This is a genomic window from Pseudoalteromonas sp. (assembly GCF_036960685.1).
Lineage (GTDB): Bacteria > Pseudomonadota > Gammaproteobacteria > Enterobacterales > Alteromonadaceae > Pseudoalteromonas.
In genome coordinates this window covers 19,387-41,816 of sequence record NZ_JBALXK010000020.1, presented here as the reverse complement: position 1 = coordinate 41,816, position 22,430 = coordinate 19,387, and the positions used below count along the sequence as shown (strand labels likewise).

Here is a 22,430-nt window from a genome sequence, read left to right as displayed (position 1 = left end):
GGAGCAAGCTATGATCGTCGCGCTGCAAATGTGCTCCGGAGTGTGTGCTGATGCCAACATTGAGCAACTTAACCAGCTGTTACAACAACTCCCTACAACTCGGCCATTACTTGTCTGTTTACCTGAAAGCTTTTTAGTATTTAGTAAAAGCGGCCAACAGACATTCGCGATTGCCAAGCAAAGCGATGTTTATATACAGCAATTAGCTGACTTATGTCGCCTGTATGATATTTGGTTAGCCGCTGGTACATTACCGATTGCCACAAATAATAAATATTTAGCAGCATCTTTATTATTTAATAACCAAGGTGATGTGGTTGCACAATACAATAAGATGCATTTATTTGATGTAGATGTGGCGGATGGTACGGGGGCGTATCGTGAGTCTAACTATACGCAAGCGGGCAATGATATCGTTGTAGTGGATTCGCCGTTTGGTAAAATAGGCTTAACAGTATGTTATGATCTGCGCTTTAGTGGCCTATTTAGTGCCTTGCAACGTGCAGGGGCTGAAATCATTTTAGTGCCCAGCGCTTTTACAACGGTAACCGGCGCCGCTCATTGGCAGCCGTTACTAACAGCGCGGGCAATAGAAACCCAAAGTTATGTGATTGCTGCCGCACAAGCGGGGCAACATGAAAATGGCCGTGCAACGTATGGCCACAGTATTATTATTTCTCCTTGGGGCGATGTCCTCAGCGAGCTTGCAAATGGCATCGGGTTTATTGGCTGCCAGCCAGATTTAAACCGCGTGCACGCCATTCGTCGAGATATGCCAGTGCAATCTCACCAACGATTTAGAGAGCATTTATTATGAATTCGGTTGAACAGCATTTATTACACGACAGCCAGCTAAATCGAGAAGAACTCGAAAAAACGCTCGGCTTTATTCATCAGCATAGCGTTGATTATGCGGATCTGTATTTTCAATCAAGTCACCATGAATCCTGGGTGCTTGAAGACGGTTTAGTTAAAGAAGGCTCTTACAACGTTGAACGTGGCGTAGGTGTACGTGCCGTGAGCGGTGAAAAAACGGGTTTTTCGTACTCTGATGCGATTAACCTCGAAGCCCTAAATAAAGCCGCAACCGCCGCGCGTAGCATTGCCGAAGCAGGCGAAAGCAAAGCGATTCAAGTATTTAGTGATGTGGCCGCAAAACAACAGTTTGCTCCACACCAACCAATTCAAAGCATGACCGATACTGACAAAGTCAGTTTATTACGTGAGCTTGAAAACTATATTCGCGAACTATCCCCCGATGCTGAGCAAGTGATCAGCTCAATGTCAGCGGTCTATGAAGAAGTATTAATCGCGGCCAGTGATGGTACATTTGCCACCGATATTCGTCCACTTATTCGTTTAAATTGCTCTGTGTTACTTGAAAAAGATGGCCGTCGTGAACGCGGTGGTGCCGGTGGCGGCGCACGTTTAGATTATGGTTATTTTAAAGAGTTAGTAGAAGGTAAGCCTCGTTGGATGGAATATGCCGAAGAAGCGGTACGCCAAGCTAAAGTAAACCTAGAAGCCATTGATGCACCTGCGGGCACTATGGAAGTGGTACTTGGCGCCGGTTGGCCGGGTGTATTATTGCATGAAGCAGTAGGTCATGGCTTAGAAGGCGACTTTAACCGTAAAGGTGCATCAGCATTTAGCGGTAAAGTGGGTGAAAAAGTCGCATCAGAGCTGTGTACTGTAGTTGATGATGGTACTATTGCCGATCGTCGTGGTTCACTAAATGTCGATGATGAAGGCACCCCAGCGGCGTACAACGTACTTATCGAAAACGGTATTTTAAAAGGCTATATGCAAGATAAAATGAATGCGCGTTTGATGGGTGTTAACCCAACGGGTAATGCTCGTCGTGAATCATACGCGCATTTACCTATGCCACGTATGACCAACACTTATATGTTAGGCGGTGATCACAGCCAAGCCGATATTATCAGTACAGTTAAAAAAGGTATCTTCGCCCCTAACTTTGGTGGCGGCCAAGTAGATATTACTTCAGGCAAGTTTGTATTTAGTGCCTCAGAAGCCTACTTAATTGAGAACGGTAAAATTACTCAACCAATCAAAGGTGCTACTTTAATTGGTAATGGCCCTGAGGTTATGCAACAAATCTCTATGGTAGGTAATGATTTAGCCCTTGATAAAGGCGTGGGCGTTTGCGGTAAAGATGGCCAAAGCGTGCCAGTAGGTGTTGGTCAGCCAAGCCTGAAAATAGATAACCTAACAGTAGGTGGCACGGCTTAATTTTTATAACTGTCAAACGCTCTAAATAAAACCTTGAAAGTGCAAACTCTCAAGGTTTTTTTATTAGAGTCTATTATCTTCAAAGTTAAATTTGCTGCTGAAAGAAATCCATAAATGCGACAACTTGCCGTGGCTGAAATTGCCTTGATGGGTAAAGAAACTGCAAGCCAATCTGTTGTTTATCTTTATTACTAAAACCGAGAATATAGTCATCAAGTAACGTCACTAAATTACCGTTAGTTAGATCATCACTAATATCTACCATTGATTTTAGAGCAACCCCGGCACCATCAATTGCCCACTGTCTGATCACCGCACCATCACTGCTACTCATAGCCACAGGCACGCGAATTACCTGATCTTTAAAGTGCCAATCATTCATCGATTGACCAAATCGCTCCATTACTAGGCAGCGATGATTTAATAAATCGCTTGGCTGCAAAGGTTGGCCATGTATTTTTAAATATTCAGCTGAAGCACATAACACGCGTTTATTGGCTTTGATCATTCGGCTAATCAAATTGCTATCGGGTAAGTTTCCAAAGCGAATAGCAATATCAATGCCTTCTTCAACTAAATTGACTAAGCCATCGGTTAAATGCAGGTGTGGTTTAACTTGTGGATTCTGTGCTACAAATTTAGCTATTGCAGGGGCAACAAACTGTTTACCAAAGTCAGAGGGCGCGGTTACTTTGAGACTACCCGAAAGGGTGTTTTTACTAAGCTGAATACTTTGTTCTGCGGCATCAATTTCAGCAATCACTCTTAAACAGCCTTGATAAAATTGCTCTCCAGTCTCGGTTAATTTAATACTGCGAGTATTACGTATTAAGAGTCGGGTTTGATAGTGATTTTCAAGCTGGTTGATACGTGACGTCATACTAGCAGGCGATAAACCGACTTTTCGCCCTGCTGCGGCAAGCCCGCCAGAGCGCACCACATGAACAAAAAGCTGCATATCATCAATCTTTGCCATCGTTCTTTACTCTTTATAGTTCAGTATTAATGAATAGTGTTTTTGATATTAACTCAATTATCAAATTTAAGTAAATAGTTAAACTGGTTGTACTCATTATCAACAGAGAAAGTTTATGCGTTTAGATCATGTATTAATTTCTAGTTGTGATTACCAAGCGATGCGACAGTTCTTTATTAATTCAGTTGGGCTAAGTGAAGGGTATCGTCCGCCTTTTCCTTTCGAGGGAGCGTGGTTATACGGCAGCGATAACGTTGCTTTGATTCATCTGGTTAATGCCGCGGGTAATAAAGCGCAACAGGGGTACTTATCAGCATTTAACAGCAAAATCCAAGGGCGAGGAGTGGTAGAGCACATTGCCATTCGTAGCATGGGTTACCAAGGATTGAAAAGTCGCTTAGCGAAAACAGGTATAAGCTACTTTGAGCGAACCGTGCCAGAGCTATTAGAGCAGCAAGTATTTATACCTGGACCAGAAGAGATAAAGGTTGAAATGCTATTTAGTAGTGATGAAATTTAATTTAAATCCAGATAAACATTATTTATAAGAGAGTTAGTTATGTCTATTGAATCCTTATTTGAAGCTAAAACACTCGGTGGCATGGTCACGCATAATAGAATTGTGATGGCACCTATGACCCGTTCGCGAACTGCGCAACCGGGTGATATTCCCACTGAACTGATGGCCACTTATTATGCGCAGCGTGCTACTGCAGGGCTGATTATTTCTGAAGCTACACAAATTTCTGCTCAGGGCAAAGGTTACTCATTTACGCCAGGTATTTACACGCAAGAACAAATCGAAGGTTGGAAGCAAGTAACACAAGCTGTGCATAAAGAAGGCGGTAAAATATTTTTACAACTTTGGCACGTTGGTAGAATGTCGCACTCTTCATTTCATCATGATGGAACGCCAGTTGCCCCATCTGCACTTGCTCCAGATGCACAAGTTTGGGTGGTAGGCGATGATGGAGAAGGACGGATGCTTGACTGCCCAACCCCTCGAGCACTAAGTGTTAAAGAAATTAAAGAAATAGTAAATGATTATAAGCAAGCGGCAATTAACGCGATTGAGGCTGGTTTCGATGGCGTTGAAATACATGGAGGTAACGGGTATTTAATTGATCAGTTTTTAAGACGTTCAGCGAATAAACGCACAGATGAATATGGCGGTAGCCAAGAAAACCGTATTCGTTTTGCCTGTGAAATTATTGGCGCAGTTAGTAATGCCATTGGAGCTCATAAAGTGGGAGTTAGATTAGCGCCTTTTATCACTCAGCGTGGTATGGATGATAGTGAAGCAATTGACACTATTTTATTAGCAGCAAAGCAATTTGAGCAAATTGGTATTGCGTATATTCATCTTGCCGAAGCGGACTGGGACGATGCGCCCAGTGTAACACCAGAGTTTAGAGTCGCACTTCGTCAGTATTTTAGTGGCGCGATTATTGTTGCCGGTAATTATACCGAGCATTCAGGTGCGCAGCTTATTGAACAAGGTCTTGCTGATTACATTGCATTTGGTCGTCGTTTTATTGCCAACCCAGACTTACCGTATCGTATTCAAGAGCAACTGCCACTAAACACGATTGCCGATGGGAGTACATTGTTTGGCGGTACAGCCAAAGGTTATACCGATTACCCAGCGTATCAAAAGTAACTTTCGTTTTAACTGAAAATATAAGGGCTAAAAATGGTTAATTTTTCAAACTCAGTAGTTACTTTACTGATCAGCGGGCTGTTTAGTAGTGCCAGTTTTGCAGCTGAATTTAGTTTATCGAGCCCTGATTTACAGCCAGGTCAGGCAATAAAGAGTGAGCAATATTGGAATAGCTTTGGTTGTCAGGGGAGTAATGTTAGGCCACAACTTAAATGGCAAAATGCGCCTAAGAAAGCCAAAAGCTTTGCCGTGACAGTGTATGACAATGACGCACCAACTGGCAGTGGTTTTTGGCACTGGGTAGTACATGATATTCCTCTTACTAGTAACTTACTATCTTCAACGACTTTACCCAAAGGAGCCATTGAAGGTAATACAGATATGGGGAAGCCCGGATACTTTGGGCCATGTCCACCAGAAGGACGCAAGCATAGCTACACCTATAAAGTGTATGCATTGGATGTAGAAAAATTAGCTGTTCCACAAGGGGCAACAAGTGCACTTACAGGATTTTTCTTACATCAGCATTCTTTGCAAACAGCCGAGATCACAGTAACGGCAGGACCGCGTTAATTAGTTAAGGAGATAAAAATGAAGGCTTTACCTTTACTCACTCTTTTAATGGCACTGTGCAGCAGTAAGCTATTAAATGCAGCCCCACTACCTGAGAAATCAGATTATTGGCCTGATGATGCACAATTAGTGATTTCTATTTCAATGCAATTTGAAGCAACAGCACAAGATAGCTCTGATGCAGGGCCGTTTCCTCAAATAGAGCAGGGTTATCACGATACTATTTCGCCTACTTGGTATCAGTATGGGATGAATGAAGGGATCCCACGATTACTTGAACTATGGGATAAACATAATATTAAAGTTACCTCTCATATGGTGGGCAGGGCTGTGGAATTAAATCCAGCACTTGCTAAAGAAGTGGTTTCACGAGGGCATGAAGCATCGGGTCACGGCCAAACATGGACACCACAATATTCGATGAGTGTTGAACAAGAGCGCGCTTCATATATTAAAAGTGCAGATATTATCGAAAAGTGACAGGAATGCGGCCAGTTGGCTTCAATGCATTTTGGATGAGACACTCAGAAAATACACTTACGCTTTTGCAAGAGCTTGGGTTTATTTATCATATTGATGATCTATCGCGTGATGAGCCTTCTTTTACACCTTTAAATAATAAGCCTTTTGTGGTTGTACCTTATACTTTTCGTAATAACGACATTGCGCGCTACTCAGGAAGCACAGCTATGACGGCTCGAGCGTACTTGCAAGAGTTAAAGGATGAGTTTGATGTGTTATACGCCGAAGGTAAGCATAGAAGACGGATGATGTCGATTAGTGCTCATGACCGTATTGCAGGAACGCCTGCACGGGTAAAAGCGCTTGATGATTTTATCCAGTATGCAAAACAGCATACAGGTGTTAAGTTCATGCGAAAAGATAACATAGCCCGTTGGATAATAAAGCAAAAAAATGTGCCTACTAATCCAGCACGTACATTTAAATAGAGGAGCCTGATATGTGGTCATTTATTAAACGTTATAAATATGTGGTTGGTTGTTTGTTTTTGAGTCTATTGTGCGCTATTAGTTTCTATTTACAAGGTGGTTACATTGATGAGAATGGCATGTTAGTGGAAGCGTTTTTCTTAATACCATTATCTTGGCTTTTTTTTGTACTTTCTGTAATTGTATTTTTAATCATTAAGTTACAAGGAAGGAAAGTGATAATTAAAAGGTAAAACATCTAGTTACACTTATATTGTTCACTTTATTTAAAAAGTGCTACAAAATGGGTACTTGAATAACCCCTGATACTTTAGGAAGTGAAATGTCTCATCGTTTTTTGTTTTTGTTATTTTTCATAGTGCTATCAGGATGTACTTCTTTATCTCAACAAGAGTGCGCAGAAGCTAATTGGCAGCAGTTAGGTTATAGCCATGGCCAACAAGGCTATACATATGAGCGAGGCAAAGAAATCATATCCACTTGCCGTGAATTTGGTATTACCGCGCAGTTAAATGAGTATCAGGCAAGTTACCAGCAAGGCCTTGCTGTGTATTGTGAACCTGAAAATGGCTTTACTCTGGGTATCCGTGGCGAATCATATAATGGTGTGTGTAATAACACACAGTTTAGAAAAGCGTGGCAAGAGGGTAATGATCGTTATCAGCTTGAGGAAAGAAAAGCTGAAATAGAGCAGCGACTTGATGAAATAGATTGGCGGCTTAATACCATTAGGGATGAATTAAGTGCCGAAACGGTTGGCAGTAATAAACGTAAAGAGCTGCATCGGGAACGAGAAATGTTAGATGATGAGCGTGATGATTTAATAAGAGAAAGATCACTATTGCCATTACTTAACAAGCTTCCCTCATTCCATGTTGAATATGAACTATAATTTACTAGAAATTACCTTATTGGAGTTGTTATGAAATTTTTATCAGTGTTAATTGTGTTTTTACTCCTAGCAGGGTGTGCATCACAAGAGGTAAAAGACGGCTATGAAAACGGGGTTTATGCAGAGCATGAGTGCCTAGGTGGTGAAGTAGAAACAGACTACAACTATACCATTTTTAGCACCGACAAAGATGAGGCAAACAAAAGTACTGTACAAACACATTGCCAGCCAGTGAAAACTGAAACCGAGTTTGAGCAAGATCTTAGAACAGGCGGCTAGTATTAACTGCTTGACTCACTTTGTTTTAATCAAGTGAGTCAAGCAACGGTGTTATAGTTAAAAATTTAACCAATTCTTCTTAATTGTATTTCTGCCTAAGTGGTGGCAGTTTTAGCATCTAATTTTCTTGCCATAATAGAGCTGTTACAGCTTGAAATTTTTCACAATATAACTTTGCGATATCGCTGAAAATAATTCTCCCTTTTAAATAACTTTTACATTTTAGCGACTTTTTAGTCACATTTGCACTGCTAGACTCCTTACATTCATTACAGCGCTATAGTTGATTTTTGTAAGGAGAGTAAAATGAGCAGGCAGTTAAAAGAGGTCGTGTGGTTAACAATTAGGGGGATAGCGATATGAACGGGCAACTAAGACTGCTGTCGTGGCTGACTTTGTTGGTATTGCTAACAGGTTTGCCATTATTTAGCCATGCGGCTGAGGCGCCAGGAGAGCTGACCTTTATAGTGAAAGATCACGCAACTGATAGGCCATTGGCAAATGTGCAGATCACTATCAAGAAACGAGAAACCGCATTCACGCAAACTTTAGCAACAGATCAACAAGGTCGCATCACTGTGGCGCAACTTGACTCAGGCCTTTACTCAGTCAACGTAGCCAAAAGTGGATTTGCTTCATTGTATGAACCGAGCGTGCGTGTTGTTACACGTAAAAATATTAAGCTAGAATTCGCACTTAAAGAACAGACTATTGAAGTTGTAGAAGTGCGGGCACAGCAAGCTGATGTATTTTCATCAGGTTCTAGTACTTACCTTGACAGAGAGTCGTTACGAAGTGCGGTTGGCGGTGGTGCGGATCCATTGCTGTCGTTGGATGGGTTACCAGGGCTTGCATCTGACAGTGAGTTCGCAAGTTTCAGTGTTCGTGGCCGTGGACCAAGAGATAATTTGTTATTCGTAGATGACTTCCCTTTTGATAAAGCTATACATTTTGATGCGACACTAGGTGAAGAACAAGATGTTGGCGGAGGCGGCCGTTTTTCGATTTTTGCACCAAATGTTATCAGCACAGCTGAGTTTTCCCCTGGTGGCTGGGGGCCTGCTTATGGGGGCCGTGCAGCATCACTACTGCAACTTGATGTCGCTGATGGTAATCCAAGTCCTTCAGCAAGCTTTCGTTATGACCTTGCCGGCTATGAAGTAGGTTACGATGGGCCTATGGGTATTACAGATGATGCAACGATGCTTTTTTCTGCAAGACGATTAGATTTTGGTGCTTTGTTTGAAACCATTGAAGAGCTAGATATTGGTGAACCAGTGTTAAGGGATGTGATACTAAAATCAGTGATCCCCATTAATCAAGATAACACCGTTGAAATTCTGCTGATGGATACTCACGAAGACTACACTCGGGGTGTTAAACACGTTGCCGAATCACCTAATTTTGAAGATACAGCGCTGCAAGACTCTGAGCAAGATAGTGATTTATATGGTCTAACTTGGCGAACTTTGCTTGGTGATAGCGCTGTTTTGACAAACAAGGTTTATTATCGCAAAAGTGACAAAGTGAGCTCAGAAGGTGAAGCTTATCCTGATCTTGTACCAGCAGAAACACCAGCCTCTGATTACCCAGTAAGGGAGGATATTATAACCATTACTGAAGGTGAAACTGAGCTTGGCTGGCGAAGCGATTTTGAGACAGTAAATCAATGGGGATTATTTAGTGCTGGGGTACGCATAACGCAAATTGAACTGGACTACAGTACCGTTTTAGATGGTGATTGGAATCGCTATGTCTACGATGAAGATGACTTTAGACCAGATCCAGAGCAATATTTTATCGTGCTAACACCTGAAAGCATCAACTCCACAATGAACCAGAAAGAAACCAGCTATGTTGGCTACGTAGATCAGGTATTTGAATTCGGTGATTGGGATTTTGGTACTGGGTTACGCTTCGAACGGGACGGTTTTGCTGATGAAAGTTTCGCATCGCCTAGATTTAACGTTAACTGGCAGCCGAGTAATACAGTTAGATATTTTGCAACAGCAGGGCTATTTCATCAATCACCACGCTATTTAGAGCTTGCAGCGAACGAGTCCAATGATCTCAAAACCGAAAGAATCACCCACGCGAGTGTCGGTTTCAAATATTTTCCGAGCATTAATTGGTCACTGTTAAGCGAAGCTTATTATCAAACTCTCGATGATCTAGTAGTTGATCTTGATCGAACCAGCGGAACTTATGCAAATATTGGTGATGGCACATCCTATGGTGTTGATTTTGTCCTTAATGGTGCAATTTATGAAGGCCTTTACGCAAGTGCAACCTATTCTTACAATGATGCTGTAATTGATCGTAAAGATGGTCGCGGTGATGTAGCTGCAGAATTTAGTCGTGAGCATGTCGCTACTCTAGGTTTAACTTGGGAGATCAGCGATCGTTGGAAAGTCGCAGGGCGCTACAAATACCTTTCTGGTAGGCCAGATGACGAATTTATAATTCATTCAGACGTATTGGGGCCAGGCCAACCGTTACGTTACTCTAAAGAGATCACTGAGCGTAATGTTGGTCGCAAAAGTGGTTCCGGTTCGCTGAATCTTCGTGTTGACTATCGACGTGCATTTGGCCCCATAGATGTAACCGCCTTTCTCGATGTTATCAACGTAACGGCAGCGTCATCAAGTGACGACACTGAGTTTGACTACCGCCGAGGCATTGAGGTCGTAGACGATAGCGAAGCAGAGCCACTTATAGGTTTGCGATTAGATTATGCCTGGTAAGGGAGTATAGAAGATGGTTAACGCACATAGTGCAACGCCGATCAGAGCTTTGATTGTTGAAGATAACCGCGACATTTGTGAAAACATTGCCGCCTATCTTGAAAGGCACAGTTATATACTGGATTTTGCCTATGATGGTATCAGTGCAATGCACTTAGCGTTGACCAATCCGTTTGATGTGATTGTACTCGATTTGATGCTGCCAGGTATGGATGGCATAAGCTTTTGCCAAAAGTTACGAGCGGACGCCAAACTAGAAACCCCAGTCCTAATGCTAACGGCTAGAGACACACTGGATGATAAACTGAAGGGATTTGCGGCAGGAGCCGATGATTATTTGGTCAAGCCATTTGCATTACAAGAGCTACATGCACGATTGCAAGCGCTGTACAAACGCAGTCATGGCAAGCCCGATAACCTGTTAATTGTGGGCGAACTGACTCTAAATAAATCCACTTTACAAGTTCATCGTGCTGGGCGACGTGTCGAACTCAACCCAACATGTATGAAACTATTGCAGCGCTTAATGGAGCAGGCGCCGTCTGTGGTGGCTCGCGATACGCTTGAAACCTTATTGTGGGCTGACGAGCGTCCCGATGGTGATGCGCTTCGCTCACATATGTATAAGTTACGCCAAGCTATAGATAGGCCATTTGACAGCCCGCTGATCCATACTGTGCATCGTATCGGGTATCGAATTGCCGAGGATACGCAATAATGTATCGACACAGTTTACGCAAACGTGTCGCCATTGCATTTGCACTTTGTGTTGCGGTACTTAGCATTGCCTGGGGCTTCGCTTTTTTTGCAGCGGTCAGGTTAAGTGAAGACCGTGTGCTGACGCAACAGTTACAGGTTGCAGCCGACAACTATCCCTCTATAACAACAAACCTGCGCGGCTATGACAAGGTCGCTAATTTACCCCAATCACTGAAAAAGTGGGCGAAAACAAACCCTGAACTGGGATTGTACGAGTTCGATAGCGAAGAATTGCATGTTGCCGTGATAGCTATCGACAATAAACAGTTACGCGGATTTGTGGTTTTTGATGTTGCAGGCATTGAGGCTTCGTCGTCAGAAGATTGGTGGTTGCTGCTTATTATTAGCAGTGTCGTAGGTACGCTTGGTATGGTTGGTTTTGGGCTGGGCATTATAGTGATGCGACGAGCGGTTGCCCCTGTAACGCAGCTCGCTAAAGCCGTCGGCGAGATTAACCCAGAAAAACTGTCAAGTGAAGACCACAAGCGCATTGATTCTAGCCGGTTCACCGATGATGAGGTTGGTATGCTTGCCAAGACCATTGAGCAGACACTTGAGCGTATCAGTGCCTTTGTAACTAGAGAACGCTACTTTACCAGTTCAGCCAGTCATGAATTGCGCACACCAATTACAGTAATTACAGGCGCGCTTGAACTGCTGGAGCAAAGCCAGCTGTCAGCGACTGATATGAAAACATTGGATCGGGTGCGACGCGCAACACTCGATATGAAAACCACTATTGAGATGTTCTTGTGTCTTGCTCGTGAAACTGACGAGGGCTTGTATGATGAGCAGTTTTTAGTAATGCCACTGGTAAGCAACGTGATAGATCTTCAGCGCCACTTACTAAGTCGAAAGTTGGTCGAAGTTGAAATCGAACAACTCGCAAACCCCCGAGTCTATGGTCATCCACAAGCTTTTTCTATCGCGGTTAATAATCTAGTGCGAAATGCCTTCGAGCATACACTCGCAGGGCAGGGGCCGATCACCATTCGTATAGAGCAACAACAATTGTTAGTCACCAACCAACTGGTCAGTGCCGCTGCTGAGCAATATTCACCAAGCGATGCATCGCCTCATGGCTATGGATTAGGTTTAGGTATTGTGCAACGACTATGCGAGCGTAATGGTTGGTCGTTTTCGCTGCTTGCTGATGAAAAATCTGTAGTAGCTCGTCTCTCATGGTGACGAGCTTGTTGTAATTGTGCTTATATAAATGAATTTAAGGTACGTTTTTTAATTCACTTTTTGCAGCTTCATCGTACCAAAGCTCCATAAAATACTCGGTTAGCTTGTGCTCTATTTCTAGTGCTTGATCGGTTGGGCAGAATAACGTGAAGCTTGCTTTAAACTCACCTAACTCAGTGGTGCTAAAGTGTATTTCAGGTGCAGGGCCAGAAATCTTTGCGTCCAATTTTCGCTCGATAATTGCATTATATCGACTTGCTACATCATGAAAGTCTTCACAATAATGCTTCGCTTTATCGAGTAACGTGGCGTAGATGGGATACGGGTTAAAGCTTTCCTTACGCACAATACTAAAATGATGTGTGGTAAAACGTTTTACAAAGTTTAAGTTTTTAATTGGGCTGGTGATCAGTTTATTATTCGGAATATAAATGGTCTTGCGAGAAAACTGATAGGTATGCATGTCAATTTCATGCATAGTGGTTTTGATCCAATCGGTTTCAGCAATTTCACCGTAATACTCACCAACTTGCACCCAATCGCCAACTCTAAATGGCCGTGTTGTCACCAAGTAGAAAAAGCCAATTATACATTGAATAAACTCTCTGGTGGCAAACACAATGGCTACCGCAAAAGCCGCGATCGACAGCGCAAAGTTCTGGATTTCAGTAGACCAAACAAACAGCAGCAACAGCACTGTTGCTAAGTTAACAAAGTGCTTAATATTGTGCGAAATGTACCTTATATCTCGTTGCTTTTTTTCGGCGCGATGTCGCGCTAACTTATCAACTAGCACCTTTAGGCAAAACGCAATAACGAAAATTGCCAATGAAATTAAAACCGGGTGTAGCAGTATATCTTTACTCATAACTTCCTAATGGGGAGTGCGTTAATCAAAATAGCTCGTAGCCATACTAACTAAATTTTGCTAATTCCACCATGATAGACAAGTAAGAATGTGGCAAAACCGTTATATGTTTATCAACTAATTAGCATCCAAATACCCGCTGCTATCATAAATAAATTCTCACTAAGGGAAATAAAGCCCAGCGGCACATTACTGTCACCACCAACGCACGCACATTTCAGCTCACGTTTATCGATATACACAGCTTTAAATACTGACACAGCACCAATACCACCAATAAATAACGAGAATGGCGCCACCGCTAAGGCCGGAAGTTTGGCTACCATAGCGATGGCAACATAGGCTTCGATAAAAGGATAAACATAAGCATAGGGCACAATCCGCATGGCGAGTAAATCATAGGTAATAAATGAGTTTGAAAAGCTATATAAATCTTGCAGCTTTTGAATGGCTAAAACTGCCATCGATAGTGCAATAAACAGCATTAAGTTTTGCATCGACAATAAAGTATCGCCACTGGCATAGCTAAACCCGCAACTGAGTAATAGTGTGACTGCAAATATAGCTAACACCGGGGTGTAACTTGTGCCTTGTTGACCCGCTTTAGGCAGATTGAAAAAGTCGCGCAAATCATCGTACCCACCTATACGTGTATCATCAATAAAGGTTTGCGGGGTGGTTTTTACATCATGTTGCTGTTTGAATTCATCGGTTTGTTCGCGGCTGGTAAGGTGGCGATCATCAACATCGTAGCCATTACGTTCTAACAGATCTTTTGATTTCAAACCAAACGGGCAAATATGCTCATCGGTAACCATACGATATAAAATTGCAGACTTAGACACAGTGCCTCCTTGTAAAAATGTAAAGCCGACTACGTAATCATTACCGAATTACGCAGTAAACATAAACAAAATGCGCTTGTTGTTCAGTGTTTCTAAGTGAATACAAGGTTTGTGCCAGCTAATAATCATGACTTGGTCATACTTAAAACAACATCCATGACTGACCTTGCCCTGTTAAATAATCATGGATTTAAAAACCTTGCAACAGAGCTGCAAGGTTTCGTGGCGACCTTAATGTAGCGACTGTTTAGGCCTGCATAAAACGCGGCAATGTTAGTTACCAGGCATAGGGATATAGCCAGGTAGCTGCTCAATTCTTTTCATCCACGCTTTAATATGCGGGTATTTATCTACCTCAACATCTCCTTCATGGGCGATGGATATATAGGGATAAATTGCACAGTCAGCGATAGTCGGGCGATTTGCAGCTAACCAATGGTTATTCATAAGGTGAGAATCGATTAATGTAAGTATTTTATTTGATTGCAGCACGCATTGAGCATGATCATACTCGGCTGCAAACTTTTTAATTAACCGAGCTTTATTCGGTCCATGTTGGATTTCATTAGCCGCGATAGACAACCATTGCATAACGTCTGCTTGTAAATACGCTTCACTAGGCCACCATGCTTCACCGCCATATTTATTGGCTAGATAGACTAATATCGCTTGCCCATCTCTTAACACTATATTGCCATCTTCAAGTATTGGAATTTCTCCCCAAGGGTTTAATTTCATTAATTTATTTTGCTTATGCTCGCCTTGCATAAAGTTAACAGGAATAATATTTAATGGTGTATGGATCAGTGAGGCAAATAACCTTACTTTGTAACAGTTGCCTGATAACTCTAAATCATATAATTTCATTTTTTGTCTCCTCTGATAATAATTGATTGAACTCAAGAACATTCCCATCAGGATCTCGGATAAATAAAGCGATTCTTCTCGGGCCGAGTTTTTTTGGTCCCTCAGTGATTGTGATCCCTTCTTTAGATAGCCAAGCTTGAAATTCATTAATGTTATTAATAATGAATGCAGGATGCGTGATCCCTGGTTTTTTTATCGGCTCATCTAGGAGTGTGTTCTTTTGCCCTGTTATTTTTGCACCATTAAAAATAAGATTAATGCGAACACCGCTCGCAGTAACCATCTCATTCGCTTCGCCTTCTGCAATGCGATAGGTTTCTTTGAATCCAAGACGTTCATAAAAGTGGACTGATTTTTGTCTATTGCTGACTCGAATACCAACATGATCATAGGCAAGAGCTGCTTGAGGGTTTACAGGAGATAAAGTGTTCATAGAGTATGTTTCCTATCTTTATTTGATAGCTGCACTATGACATTTTGTTATTTAAAAGATAATACGGTAAATTTGATAAGGATATTTTCAATAAATGAGATAATCAATGGACAAGTTACAAGCAATGTCTATGTTAATTAAGGTTGTGGAAGTTGGTAGTTTTTCTGCGGCAAGTAAAGAGCTAAATGTTCCTTTGCCAACCCTAAGCCGAAAAATATCAGAACTTGAAAACCAGCTCGGTGTGCGTCTATTACATAGAACAACGAGAAAGTTATCGTTAACGGACTTTGGGGCAAATTATATTCGTGCTTGCAAAGCAATTATCGAGCAAGTTGAAGAGGCCGAACAAGGGGTAAAAGGCGAATATTCAGAGCCTAAAGGGGAGTTGGTCATCACTGCACCAGTGATGTTTGGAAGATTATATGTATTGCCAATAGTTACTGAGTTTTTGTCCTTATATTCCAGCATAAATGTGCAGTTAATTTTGTCGGATGGAAATATTAATTTGTTTGATAATGATGTTGATATGGCGGTTAGAATTGGTGCGTTACCAGATAGCTCAATGATAGCCACTCAAGTAGGTGAAATTCGGGTGGTAACCTGTGCAAGCCCATCGATTTTAGCTGCCCACAAAACGTTAAAAACACCGGCTGATTTAACTCACTACCCGTGTATATCACTAAATACGGCGATGACAACTCCACCTTGGAGTTACCTTGTTCCGGATTCTACAATTGCTTTTAATGTAAATATATCATCTCGATTAACGATTACGGATAGTAAATCAGCTGTTACTGCTGCTATAAATTCAGTAGGTGTAACCCAGCAACTACATTACCAAGTTAAAGATGCACTAGAGCAAGGCGCGCTTGAGGTCATACTAGCTGAATTTGAACCCGCGAAAGTTCCTGTGCATTTACTGCATAAATCTCGAAAATATATGCCACAAAAAATGAAAAGCTTTTTAGATTTCGCATCACCAAGATTAAAAAACAAAATTGATGAATTAGCTTTGTAGGTATGGATAGTAAGTAAAGTCACCAGCCAAAACTAAAAAACCTTGCAGCGTTAACTGCAAGGTTTTATGTTTTGAGCCTTTAGCCTTTAGCCTTTAGCCTTTAGCGCTTTAACTAGCGCATCGTCACAAATTCTTCAGACCCAGTCGGGTGAATTGCCACTACTGAATCAAAATCAGCTTTGGTAGCGCCCATTTTCATGGCTACCGCAAAACCTTGGATCATTTCATCAACCGCAAAGCCTAAGCCGTGTAAGCCAACTACTTTTTCATCTTCGCCGGCACACACTAACATCATGTTACATGCTTGGCGGTGCTGAGTAACGGCGGTGTACATAGCTGCAAAGCTTGATTTATACACTTTTACATTCTCGTTGCCGTACTGTGAAATCGCTTCTTGCTCCGTTAAACCAATTGTCCCAATTGGCGGATGGCTAAATACCACGGTTGGTACTAAGCTGTAATCCATTTTTAAATCATCAGGTAGCTCTTTGTTAAATAAGCGCTCTGATAATGTACGGCCTGCTTTAACGGCAACTGGGGTAAGCTCAATACCGCCTTCGATGATATCGCCAACGGCGTAAACGTTTTTAGCGGTAGTATTTTGGTATTCATCAACCTTTACATAGCCGCTTTCGTTAACTTCTACGCCTGCTGCTACTAGGTTAATTTTATCAGTCGTTGGCGTGCGGCCAATCGCCCAAATTACTTGGTCAACGTTTTGGCTATACCCGTTTTCAAAGTGAATGGTTAAGCTGCCATCGCTTTCTTTAACCACTTCTTTTGGTGAACACTCGGTATGCAGCGTCGGGCCTTCTTTAGCCATAATATCAACAAGCGTGTCGATGATGTATGGGTCAAAGGTGCGCAGTGGTTTACTCTTACGAACAAATAAATGGGTTTCAGTACCTAGGCTATGAAGTACACCAGCAATCTCTACCGCGATATAACCGGCGCCCACAACTGCAACGCGTTTTGGTTGTTCATTTAGCTCAAAAAAGCCATTTGAATCAATGCCGTGTTCAGCACCTGGGATATTTGGAATGCTAGGGCGACCGCCTACGGCAATTAAAATATGATCAGCGGTATAAAGCTCGCCGTCTACTTCGACTGTTTTACTGTCAACAAATTTAGCAAAGCCTTTAATGACTGTTACGCCGTTTTTAGCTAGGCCATTGTCATAGCCTTTATGAATTCGGCCTATATAGGCTTCACGGCTTTCTACCAGCTTGCTCCAGTTGAAGTCTTTTACTTCAACATTAAAACCGTAATCTGGAGCGTATAAGTTAATTGCTTCAGCAACTTGAGCGCCATGCCACATTACTTTTTTTGGTACACAACCTACGTTCACACAGGTACCGCCCATGTGTTTTGCTTCAATTAGTGCCACTTTTGCGCCACGCATTGCCGCACGGTTAGCTGAACCTATTCCGCCGCTGCCGCCGCCAATTGCAATGTAGTCAAAATGCTGAGCCATAGTTATTCCTCAAAGATGAATGGTCATATTAGTTCGATGATAGCATAAGCAAGACCCGTTAAAAGCCCCTTGTATTTCAAGAATTCGCCCCAACTTCAAAATCATAATTGCACAGACTTGAGAGCTAACATGACTGATACCCAGAATAATCCTTTAATAGGTTTAGAAGGCTTACCGCCATTTTCTAAAATTAAGCCAGAACATGTTGTTCCAGCGCTAAAAGCAGGCATTAGTGAATGCCGCGCTAAAATTGATGACGTGTTGGCTAAAAAATCGTTTACTTGGCAAGATTTAGTATTGCCACTTGAAGAAGCTGACGACAAGCTTTCACGCATGTTTTCTCCGGTATCGCACATGAATTCAGTAGTGAACTCTGATGAACTACGTGAAGCGTACGAGCAGTGTTTACCGCTTATCTCTGAATATTCTACTTTTGTTGGTCAACATCAAGGCTTGTATGAAGCATACAATGCTCTGCACAATAGCGACGAGTTCAAAACCTTAAATACAGCTCAACAAAAAACCATCACCAATGCCTTACGTGACTTTGAGTTGTCAGGTATTGCTTTGGCTCCTGAACAGCAAAAACGCTACGGCGAAATTAGTGCCCGCCTATCAGAGCTGGCATCTAAATTTGGTAATAACGTAATGGATGCCACACTAGCTTGGCAAAAGCACATTACCGATGAGAGTGAGCTGGCGGGTTTACCTGAATCTGCATTAGCCCTTGCGGCAGATACAGCAGCAAGCAAAGAATTAGATGGCTGGGTATTTACGTTAGATTTCCCGTCGTATTTACCTATTATGACTTATGCAGATAACCGTGAATTACGTGAAGAAACGTACACGGCATTTGTAACCCGTGCGTCTGATCAAGGACCTAACGCGGGCGAATTTGATAACTCAGCAATAATGAGCGAAGAACTCGCACTACGTCATGAAATAGCGCAACTGTTAGGTTTTGCCAGTTATGCAGAAAAGTCACTCGCCACTAAAATGGCTGAAACACCAGAGCAGGTATTCTCATTTTTAGAAGATTTAGCTGCTAAATCTAAACCTCAAGCTGAGCAAGAGCTTGCTGAGCTACAAGCGTACGCCAAAGAAAAACACGGTATTGAGCAACTTGCTGCGTGGGATTATGGCTATTACGGTGAAAAACTAAAACAAGAGAAATACTCAATATCAGACGAAGTCCTGCGTCCGTATTTCCCCGCAGATAAAGTACTAAGCGGCTTGTTTGAAACGGTAAATCGTTTATTTGGTATCAGCGTTAAAGAGCTAAAAGACGTTGATACTTATCATAAAGATGTTCGTTTTTTTGAAATTTACGACAGCAGTAATACCTTGCGTGGTCGTTTTTATCTTGATTTATACGCGCGTGATCACAAACGTGGTGGTGCGTGGATGGACGATTGCATGGGCCGTAAAGTGCGTGCTAATGGCCAGTTACAAACGCCAGTGGCGTATTTAGTCTGTAACTTTAATAAAGCAGTTGGCGATAAGCCGGCATTATTCACTCATAACGAAGTAACCACATTATTCCATGAGTTTGGCCATGGTATTCACCATATGCTAACGCAAGTTGATGCCGCACCGGTTGCAGGCATTAATGGCGTTGCATGGGATGCCGTTGAGCTGCCAAGCCAGTTTTTAGAGAATTGGTGTTATGAAGAAGAGGCACTTAACTTTATTTCAGGCCATTATGAAACGGGTGAGCCATTACCTAAAGAGTTATTGGATAAGCTGCTAGCGGCTAAAAATTATAACTCAGGCATGCAAATGTTGCGTCAAATTGAATTCTCATTATTTGATTTTAGAATTCATAACGATTACCAAGCGGGCGAAGATTGCCAAATTCAAGCGCGACTCGATGAAGTGCGTAGTCACACATCGGTAGTTAAGCCACCTGAGTTTAATCGTTTTCAACATGGTTTTAGCCACATTTTTGCTGGTGGCTATAGCGCGGGTTATTACTCATATAAATGGGCTGAAGTGCTCTCGGCTGATGCGTTTTCTAAATTTGAAGAAGAAGGCATTTTTAACCCACAAACAGGGCAAGCCTTTATGCAGCATATTTTAGAAAAAGGTGGCAGTGAAGAGCCAATGGAACTGTTTAAAAACTTCCGTGGTCGCGAGCCAAGTGTTGACGCATTATTACGTCACAGTGGTATTGCCGCCTAAATCGTAAGTTGATTTTATTGTTTTAAAAGCGCCGTTTGGCGCTTTTTTACTTTTAAGCTAATAATTCTTCGCAAAATAATAGCTCCGTACTATGCTTTTTAGGTAATTAATAAAAAGGAATGGGGCATGACAAAACTGGTACTGGCAATTGATGACGATAAATATGTTCACCATGTAATTGAAGAATCATTAGCAGGTTTTTGTCAGCTAATACATGCTAAAAATGGCGATGAAGGATTAAGACAAGCACAAAAATATAATCCAGATATTATTTTACTGGATGTAGAAATGCCTGGTAAAAGTGGTTACCAAGTATGTACAGAGCTTAAAAGTAATGAGCAAACTAAAGATATCCCAGTGATGTTTTTATCGGGTAAGAGTGAGTTACCAGAGCGGGTTAAAGGCTATAACGCCGGTGCTGCCGATTACATTGTAAAACCTTTTAATGCCGAAGAATTAATGGCACGTATTCGCATCTTGTATCAGTATCGTCAGCATTCGATCAAGCTTAAAAATGATGTTGAGCGGGCGCAGATCACCGCGGAAATAGCCATGACCGACTCAGGCGATATGGGCAGGATCATGCGTTATGTTGGGCAAACTTATCACGCTCACGATCTGCAATCGTTATCGAGCTATTTTTTTGAATTCTTTCGGCCGTTAAACCTCGATGTGGTGGTGGCTTTTTGGTATCAAGATGTTGGGGTTGTGTGTACTGATGACGGTGGTGTTTGTCCGCTCGAACAAGAGCTGCTAGAAAAGCACCGCTATTCAAACCGGTTTGTTGATTTTAGTAGTCGTACAATTATTAATTATCCTAAAGTATCTATTTTAATTAAAAATATGCCCCTTGATGATGCCGCACTGTATGGTCGCTATAAAGATTTATTCCCGCATATTTTGGAAGTCACCAACGCTAAAATTCAAGATATGGAAGTGAACGAAAAAGCCCTAGCACAAGCGCATGCGGTTGGTAATGCTTTTAATCAGCTTGCTTCGCAGTTATTTGTTTGCAGCGAGGCGCGTGAAGATAGCGTAGTAAAATTGGCAACTCAACTATCTGAGCTACGGGCACTGTTGCAGCAAAGCCCCGCTGATAATCAAGCCTTGGCATTACAAGTAACGCAATTAGAGCAAACGCAATTACAGTTAGCCGCCTTAAATGATGATTTAGACTTCATTAAGCATCAACTAAACCATATTATTGATTCGCGTAGTGAGTTGATCGACAGTTTGAGTAAAATTGCCAGCCCCGAACACACTCAAGACGTTACATCACAAACGGATATTGAGCTATTTTAGTGCTATGGCGCTTAGCAGTTGATATACTTCGCGGGCTATTTACGGTCGGAGTTTATTTTGGTTATACAGTGTCCTTTTAAAGAAGTACGTCCTTATCTTAATGAAATAGAGCAGCGTTTTGGGCTGGCTGAGTGGGCGGCAAACACCGCAGGGTTTTCATTACATTATGATGATCAAGGCTTAAGCTTGCGTAAAACGGATGAACCAAAACTCGGCGCTATTAGTGTTGATTTTGTTACCGGTGCGGTGGCTCACCGTCGTAAATTTGGTGGCGGTAAAGGGCAGTCTATCGCCAAAGCGGTTGGTTTAAATAAAGGCGCAACCCCAGTTGTACTTGATGCCACAGCTGGCCTTGGCCGCGATGGCTTTGTACTGGCATCTCTTGGTTGTAAGGTCATTTTGCATGAACGCCATCCAGTTGTTGCCGCATTGCTTTATGATGGCTTGCAACGCGCTTACAATGACGCAGAAATTGGCCCATGGATGCAGCAAAACATGAGCTTAGTATTTGGCTCAAGCCATACTTTACTCGCACAATGCGAAAGTATGCCAGATGTAGTTTACCTTGATCCGATGTTCCCCCATCGAGAAAAATCAGCATTAGTTAAAAAAGAAATGCGGGTATTCCAAGACTTAGTAGGCGCAGATAACGACGCCGATGGATTACTTGAATTTGCTTATCCACTTGCCAGTAAACGAGTGGTTGTAAAGCGCCCCGATTACGCCCCATTTTTGAATGACCAAACGCCCAGCATGCAAATTAAAACCAAAAAGAACCGCTTTGATGTTTATGTAAAAGCGGCGATGATTTAATTCTTGATTCGTATTTTTTAAATTTATTACCAGCAATGTCACTGAAACCATAGTTTGACATAATAAAAACATAGCTTTACAGCTACAGCAGCGACATTGTCTGTCGGTGCAAGCAGTGTTAGCGACATCATGCATTTTTAGCATTCATTCCTTGCTCCAAGGCAATGTCTGGGAACAAAATGACTCTAAAACGCTCTTGTTGAATCCCCCTGAAAGATGAAATAAAAAATTTATCGGGCTGTGTTTTAACTATTGCGAAAGCTAAGTAAAAACCACACTCCCACTATGGAGTGTGGTTTTAAAACGAAGTAACTCAAACCTTCGATCGCTACAAAGAGCTAGCGAAAATAATAAT

Annotated in this window: 21 protein-coding genes and 1 pseudogene; 16 read left to right on the top strand and 6 right to left on the bottom strand. The window is 42.1% G+C overall.

The genetic code is table 11. From position 1 onward, the window contains the following. Window positions 1-10: 10 nt before the first annotated feature. Together V7783_RS15695 and tldD are read left to right on the top strand one after the other, a co-directional pair. Window positions 11-817 (top strand): carbon-nitrogen hydrolase family protein, encoded by an 807-nt coding sequence (locus V7783_RS15695; protein ID WP_335679515.1) that lies wholly within the window; start codon window positions 11-13, stop codon window positions 815-817. Then, the gene (tldD, locus tag V7783_RS15690) at window positions 814-2,253 is read left to right on the top strand and encodes a metalloprotease TldD (RefSeq protein WP_335679514.1); all 1,440 of its coding nucleotides are present in this window, start codon (window positions 814-816) and stop codon (window positions 2,251-2,253) included. Before V7783_RS15695 ends, tldD begins: the two co-directional genes overlap by 4 nt. Window positions 2,254-2,338: 85 nt before the next feature. On the opposite strand, the gene V7783_RS15685 is transcribed toward tldD, so the two are convergent. Continuing rightward, on the bottom strand, window positions 2,339-3,229 hold the full coding sequence (locus tag V7783_RS15685; RefSeq protein ID WP_335679513.1) for a LysR family transcriptional regulator: 891 nt from the start codon (window positions 3,227-3,229) through the stop codon (window positions 2,339-2,341). A 115-nt stretch (window positions 3,230-3,344) separates the two neighbouring features. On the opposite strand from V7783_RS15685, the gene V7783_RS15680 reads away from it, so the two are divergent. From V7783_RS15680 to V7783_RS15635, 10 genes and pseudogenes are all read left to right on the top strand, one after another. Beyond that, window positions 3,345-3,749 (top strand): lactoylglutathione lyase, encoded by a 405-nt coding sequence (locus V7783_RS15680; protein WP_182785115.1) that lies wholly within the window; start codon window positions 3,345-3,347, stop codon window positions 3,747-3,749. A gap of 39 nt (window positions 3,750-3,788) precedes the next feature. Then, window positions 3,789-4,889, top strand: a complete 1,101-nt coding sequence (locus V7783_RS15675; protein ID WP_335679512.1) for an alkene reductase — start codon at window positions 3,789-3,791, stop codon at window positions 4,887-4,889. Window positions 4,890-4,922: 33 nt separating this feature from the next. Further along, on the top strand, window positions 4,923-5,462 hold the full coding sequence (locus V7783_RS15670) for a YbhB/YbcL family Raf kinase inhibitor-like protein (RefSeq protein WP_335679511.1): 540 nt from the start codon (window positions 4,923-4,925) through the stop codon (window positions 5,460-5,462). Window positions 5,463-5,510: 48 nt separating this feature from the next. Continuing rightward, a pseudogene (locus V7783_RS15665) lies at window positions 5,511-6,412 on the top strand (polysaccharide deacetylase family protein). Window positions 6,413-6,423: 11 nt separating this feature from the next. Further along, complete coding sequence (locus V7783_RS15660) at window positions 6,424-6,645, top strand: DUF3955 domain-containing protein (protein ID WP_335679510.1); 222 nt, start codon at window positions 6,424-6,426, stop codon at window positions 6,643-6,645. 89 nt (window positions 6,646-6,734) lie between these two features. Continuing rightward, on the top strand, window positions 6,735-7,304 hold the full coding sequence (locus V7783_RS15655) for a DUF2799 domain-containing protein (RefSeq protein WP_335679509.1): 570 nt from the start codon (window positions 6,735-6,737) through the stop codon (window positions 7,302-7,304). Window positions 7,305-7,334: 30 nt separating this feature from the next. Continuing rightward, window positions 7,335-7,583 carry a hypothetical protein gene (locus V7783_RS15650; RefSeq protein ID WP_335679508.1) on the top strand — a complete coding sequence of 83 codons (249 nt, stop codon included), beginning with the start codon at window positions 7,335-7,337 and terminating at the stop codon, window positions 7,581-7,583. 359 nt (window positions 7,584-7,942) lie between these two features. Then, on the top strand, window positions 7,943-10,327 hold the full coding sequence (locus V7783_RS15645; RefSeq protein WP_335679507.1) for a TonB-dependent receptor: 2,385 nt from the start codon (window positions 7,943-7,945) through the stop codon (window positions 10,325-10,327). Window positions 10,328-10,340: 13 nt separating this feature from the next. Continuing rightward, a complete protein-coding gene (locus V7783_RS15640; protein ID WP_442961385.1) occupies window positions 10,341-11,045 on the top strand; it encodes a response regulator transcription factor in 705 nt (234 codons plus the stop codon). Beyond that, on the top strand, window positions 11,045-12,274 hold the full coding sequence (locus tag V7783_RS15635) for a sensor histidine kinase (protein ID WP_335679506.1): 1,230 nt from the start codon (window positions 11,045-11,047) through the stop codon (window positions 12,272-12,274). The genes V7783_RS15640 and V7783_RS15635 overlap by 1 nt, the downstream gene beginning before the upstream one ends. Window positions 12,275-12,308: 34 nt before the next feature. Here V7783_RS15635 and V7783_RS15630 read toward each other — a convergent pair whose 3' ends face one another. From V7783_RS15630 to V7783_RS15615, 4 genes are all read right to left on the bottom strand, one after another. Further along, a complete protein-coding gene (locus V7783_RS15630) occupies window positions 12,309-13,142 on the bottom strand; it encodes a mechanosensitive ion channel family protein (protein WP_335679505.1) in 834 nt (277 codons plus the stop codon). Window positions 13,143-13,255: 113 nt separating this feature from the next. After that, window positions 13,256-13,987: a MauE/DoxX family redox-associated membrane protein gene (locus V7783_RS15625; protein WP_335679504.1), complete on the bottom strand. Its 732-nt coding sequence runs from the start codon at window positions 13,985-13,987 to the stop codon at window positions 13,256-13,258. 273 nt (window positions 13,988-14,260) lie between these two features. Then, window positions 14,261-14,854, bottom strand: a complete 594-nt coding sequence (locus V7783_RS15620; protein WP_335679503.1) for a glutathione S-transferase family protein — start codon at window positions 14,852-14,854, stop codon at window positions 14,261-14,263. Continuing rightward, complete coding sequence (locus V7783_RS15615) at window positions 14,841-15,287, bottom strand: VOC family protein (protein ID WP_335679502.1); 447 nt, start codon at window positions 15,285-15,287, stop codon at window positions 14,841-14,843. The genes V7783_RS15620 and V7783_RS15615 overlap by 14 nt, the downstream gene beginning before the upstream one ends. 106 nt (window positions 15,288-15,393) lie before the next feature. Here V7783_RS15615 and V7783_RS15610 point away from each other — a divergent pair, with 106 nt between their 5' ends. Continuing rightward, window positions 15,394-16,305, top strand: coding sequence for a LysR family transcriptional regulator (locus V7783_RS15610; RefSeq protein WP_335679501.1), 912 nt, complete (start codon window positions 15,394-15,396; stop codon window positions 16,303-16,305). A 112-nt stretch (window positions 16,306-16,417) separates the two neighbouring features. Here V7783_RS15610 and gorA read toward each other — a convergent pair whose 3' ends face one another. Next, the gene (gene gorA, locus V7783_RS15605; protein ID WP_335679500.1) at window positions 16,418-17,779 is read right to left on the bottom strand and encodes a glutathione-disulfide reductase; all 1,362 of its coding nucleotides are present in this window, start codon (window positions 17,777-17,779) and stop codon (window positions 16,418-16,420) included. 129 nt (window positions 17,780-17,908) lie between these two features. On the opposite strand from gorA, the gene prlC reads away from it, so the two are divergent. The 3 genes from prlC (at window position 17,909) to V7783_RS15590 (ending at window position 22,075) form a co-directional block, all read left to right on the top strand. Next, a complete protein-coding gene (prlC, locus tag V7783_RS15600) occupies window positions 17,909-19,960 on the top strand; it encodes an oligopeptidase A (protein ID WP_335679499.1) in 2,052 nt (683 codons plus the stop codon). Window positions 19,961-20,086: 126 nt separating this feature from the next. After that, window positions 20,087-21,262 carry a response regulator gene (locus V7783_RS15595; RefSeq protein ID WP_335679498.1) on the top strand — a complete coding sequence of 392 codons (1,176 nt, stop codon included), beginning with the start codon at window positions 20,087-20,089 and terminating at the stop codon, window positions 21,260-21,262. 57 nt (window positions 21,263-21,319) lie between these two features. Continuing rightward, window positions 21,320-22,075 (top strand): class I SAM-dependent methyltransferase, encoded by a 756-nt coding sequence (locus tag V7783_RS15590; RefSeq protein WP_335679497.1) that lies wholly within the window; start codon window positions 21,320-21,322, stop codon window positions 22,073-22,075. The last annotated feature ends 355 nt before the right edge of the window (window positions 22,076-22,430 follow it).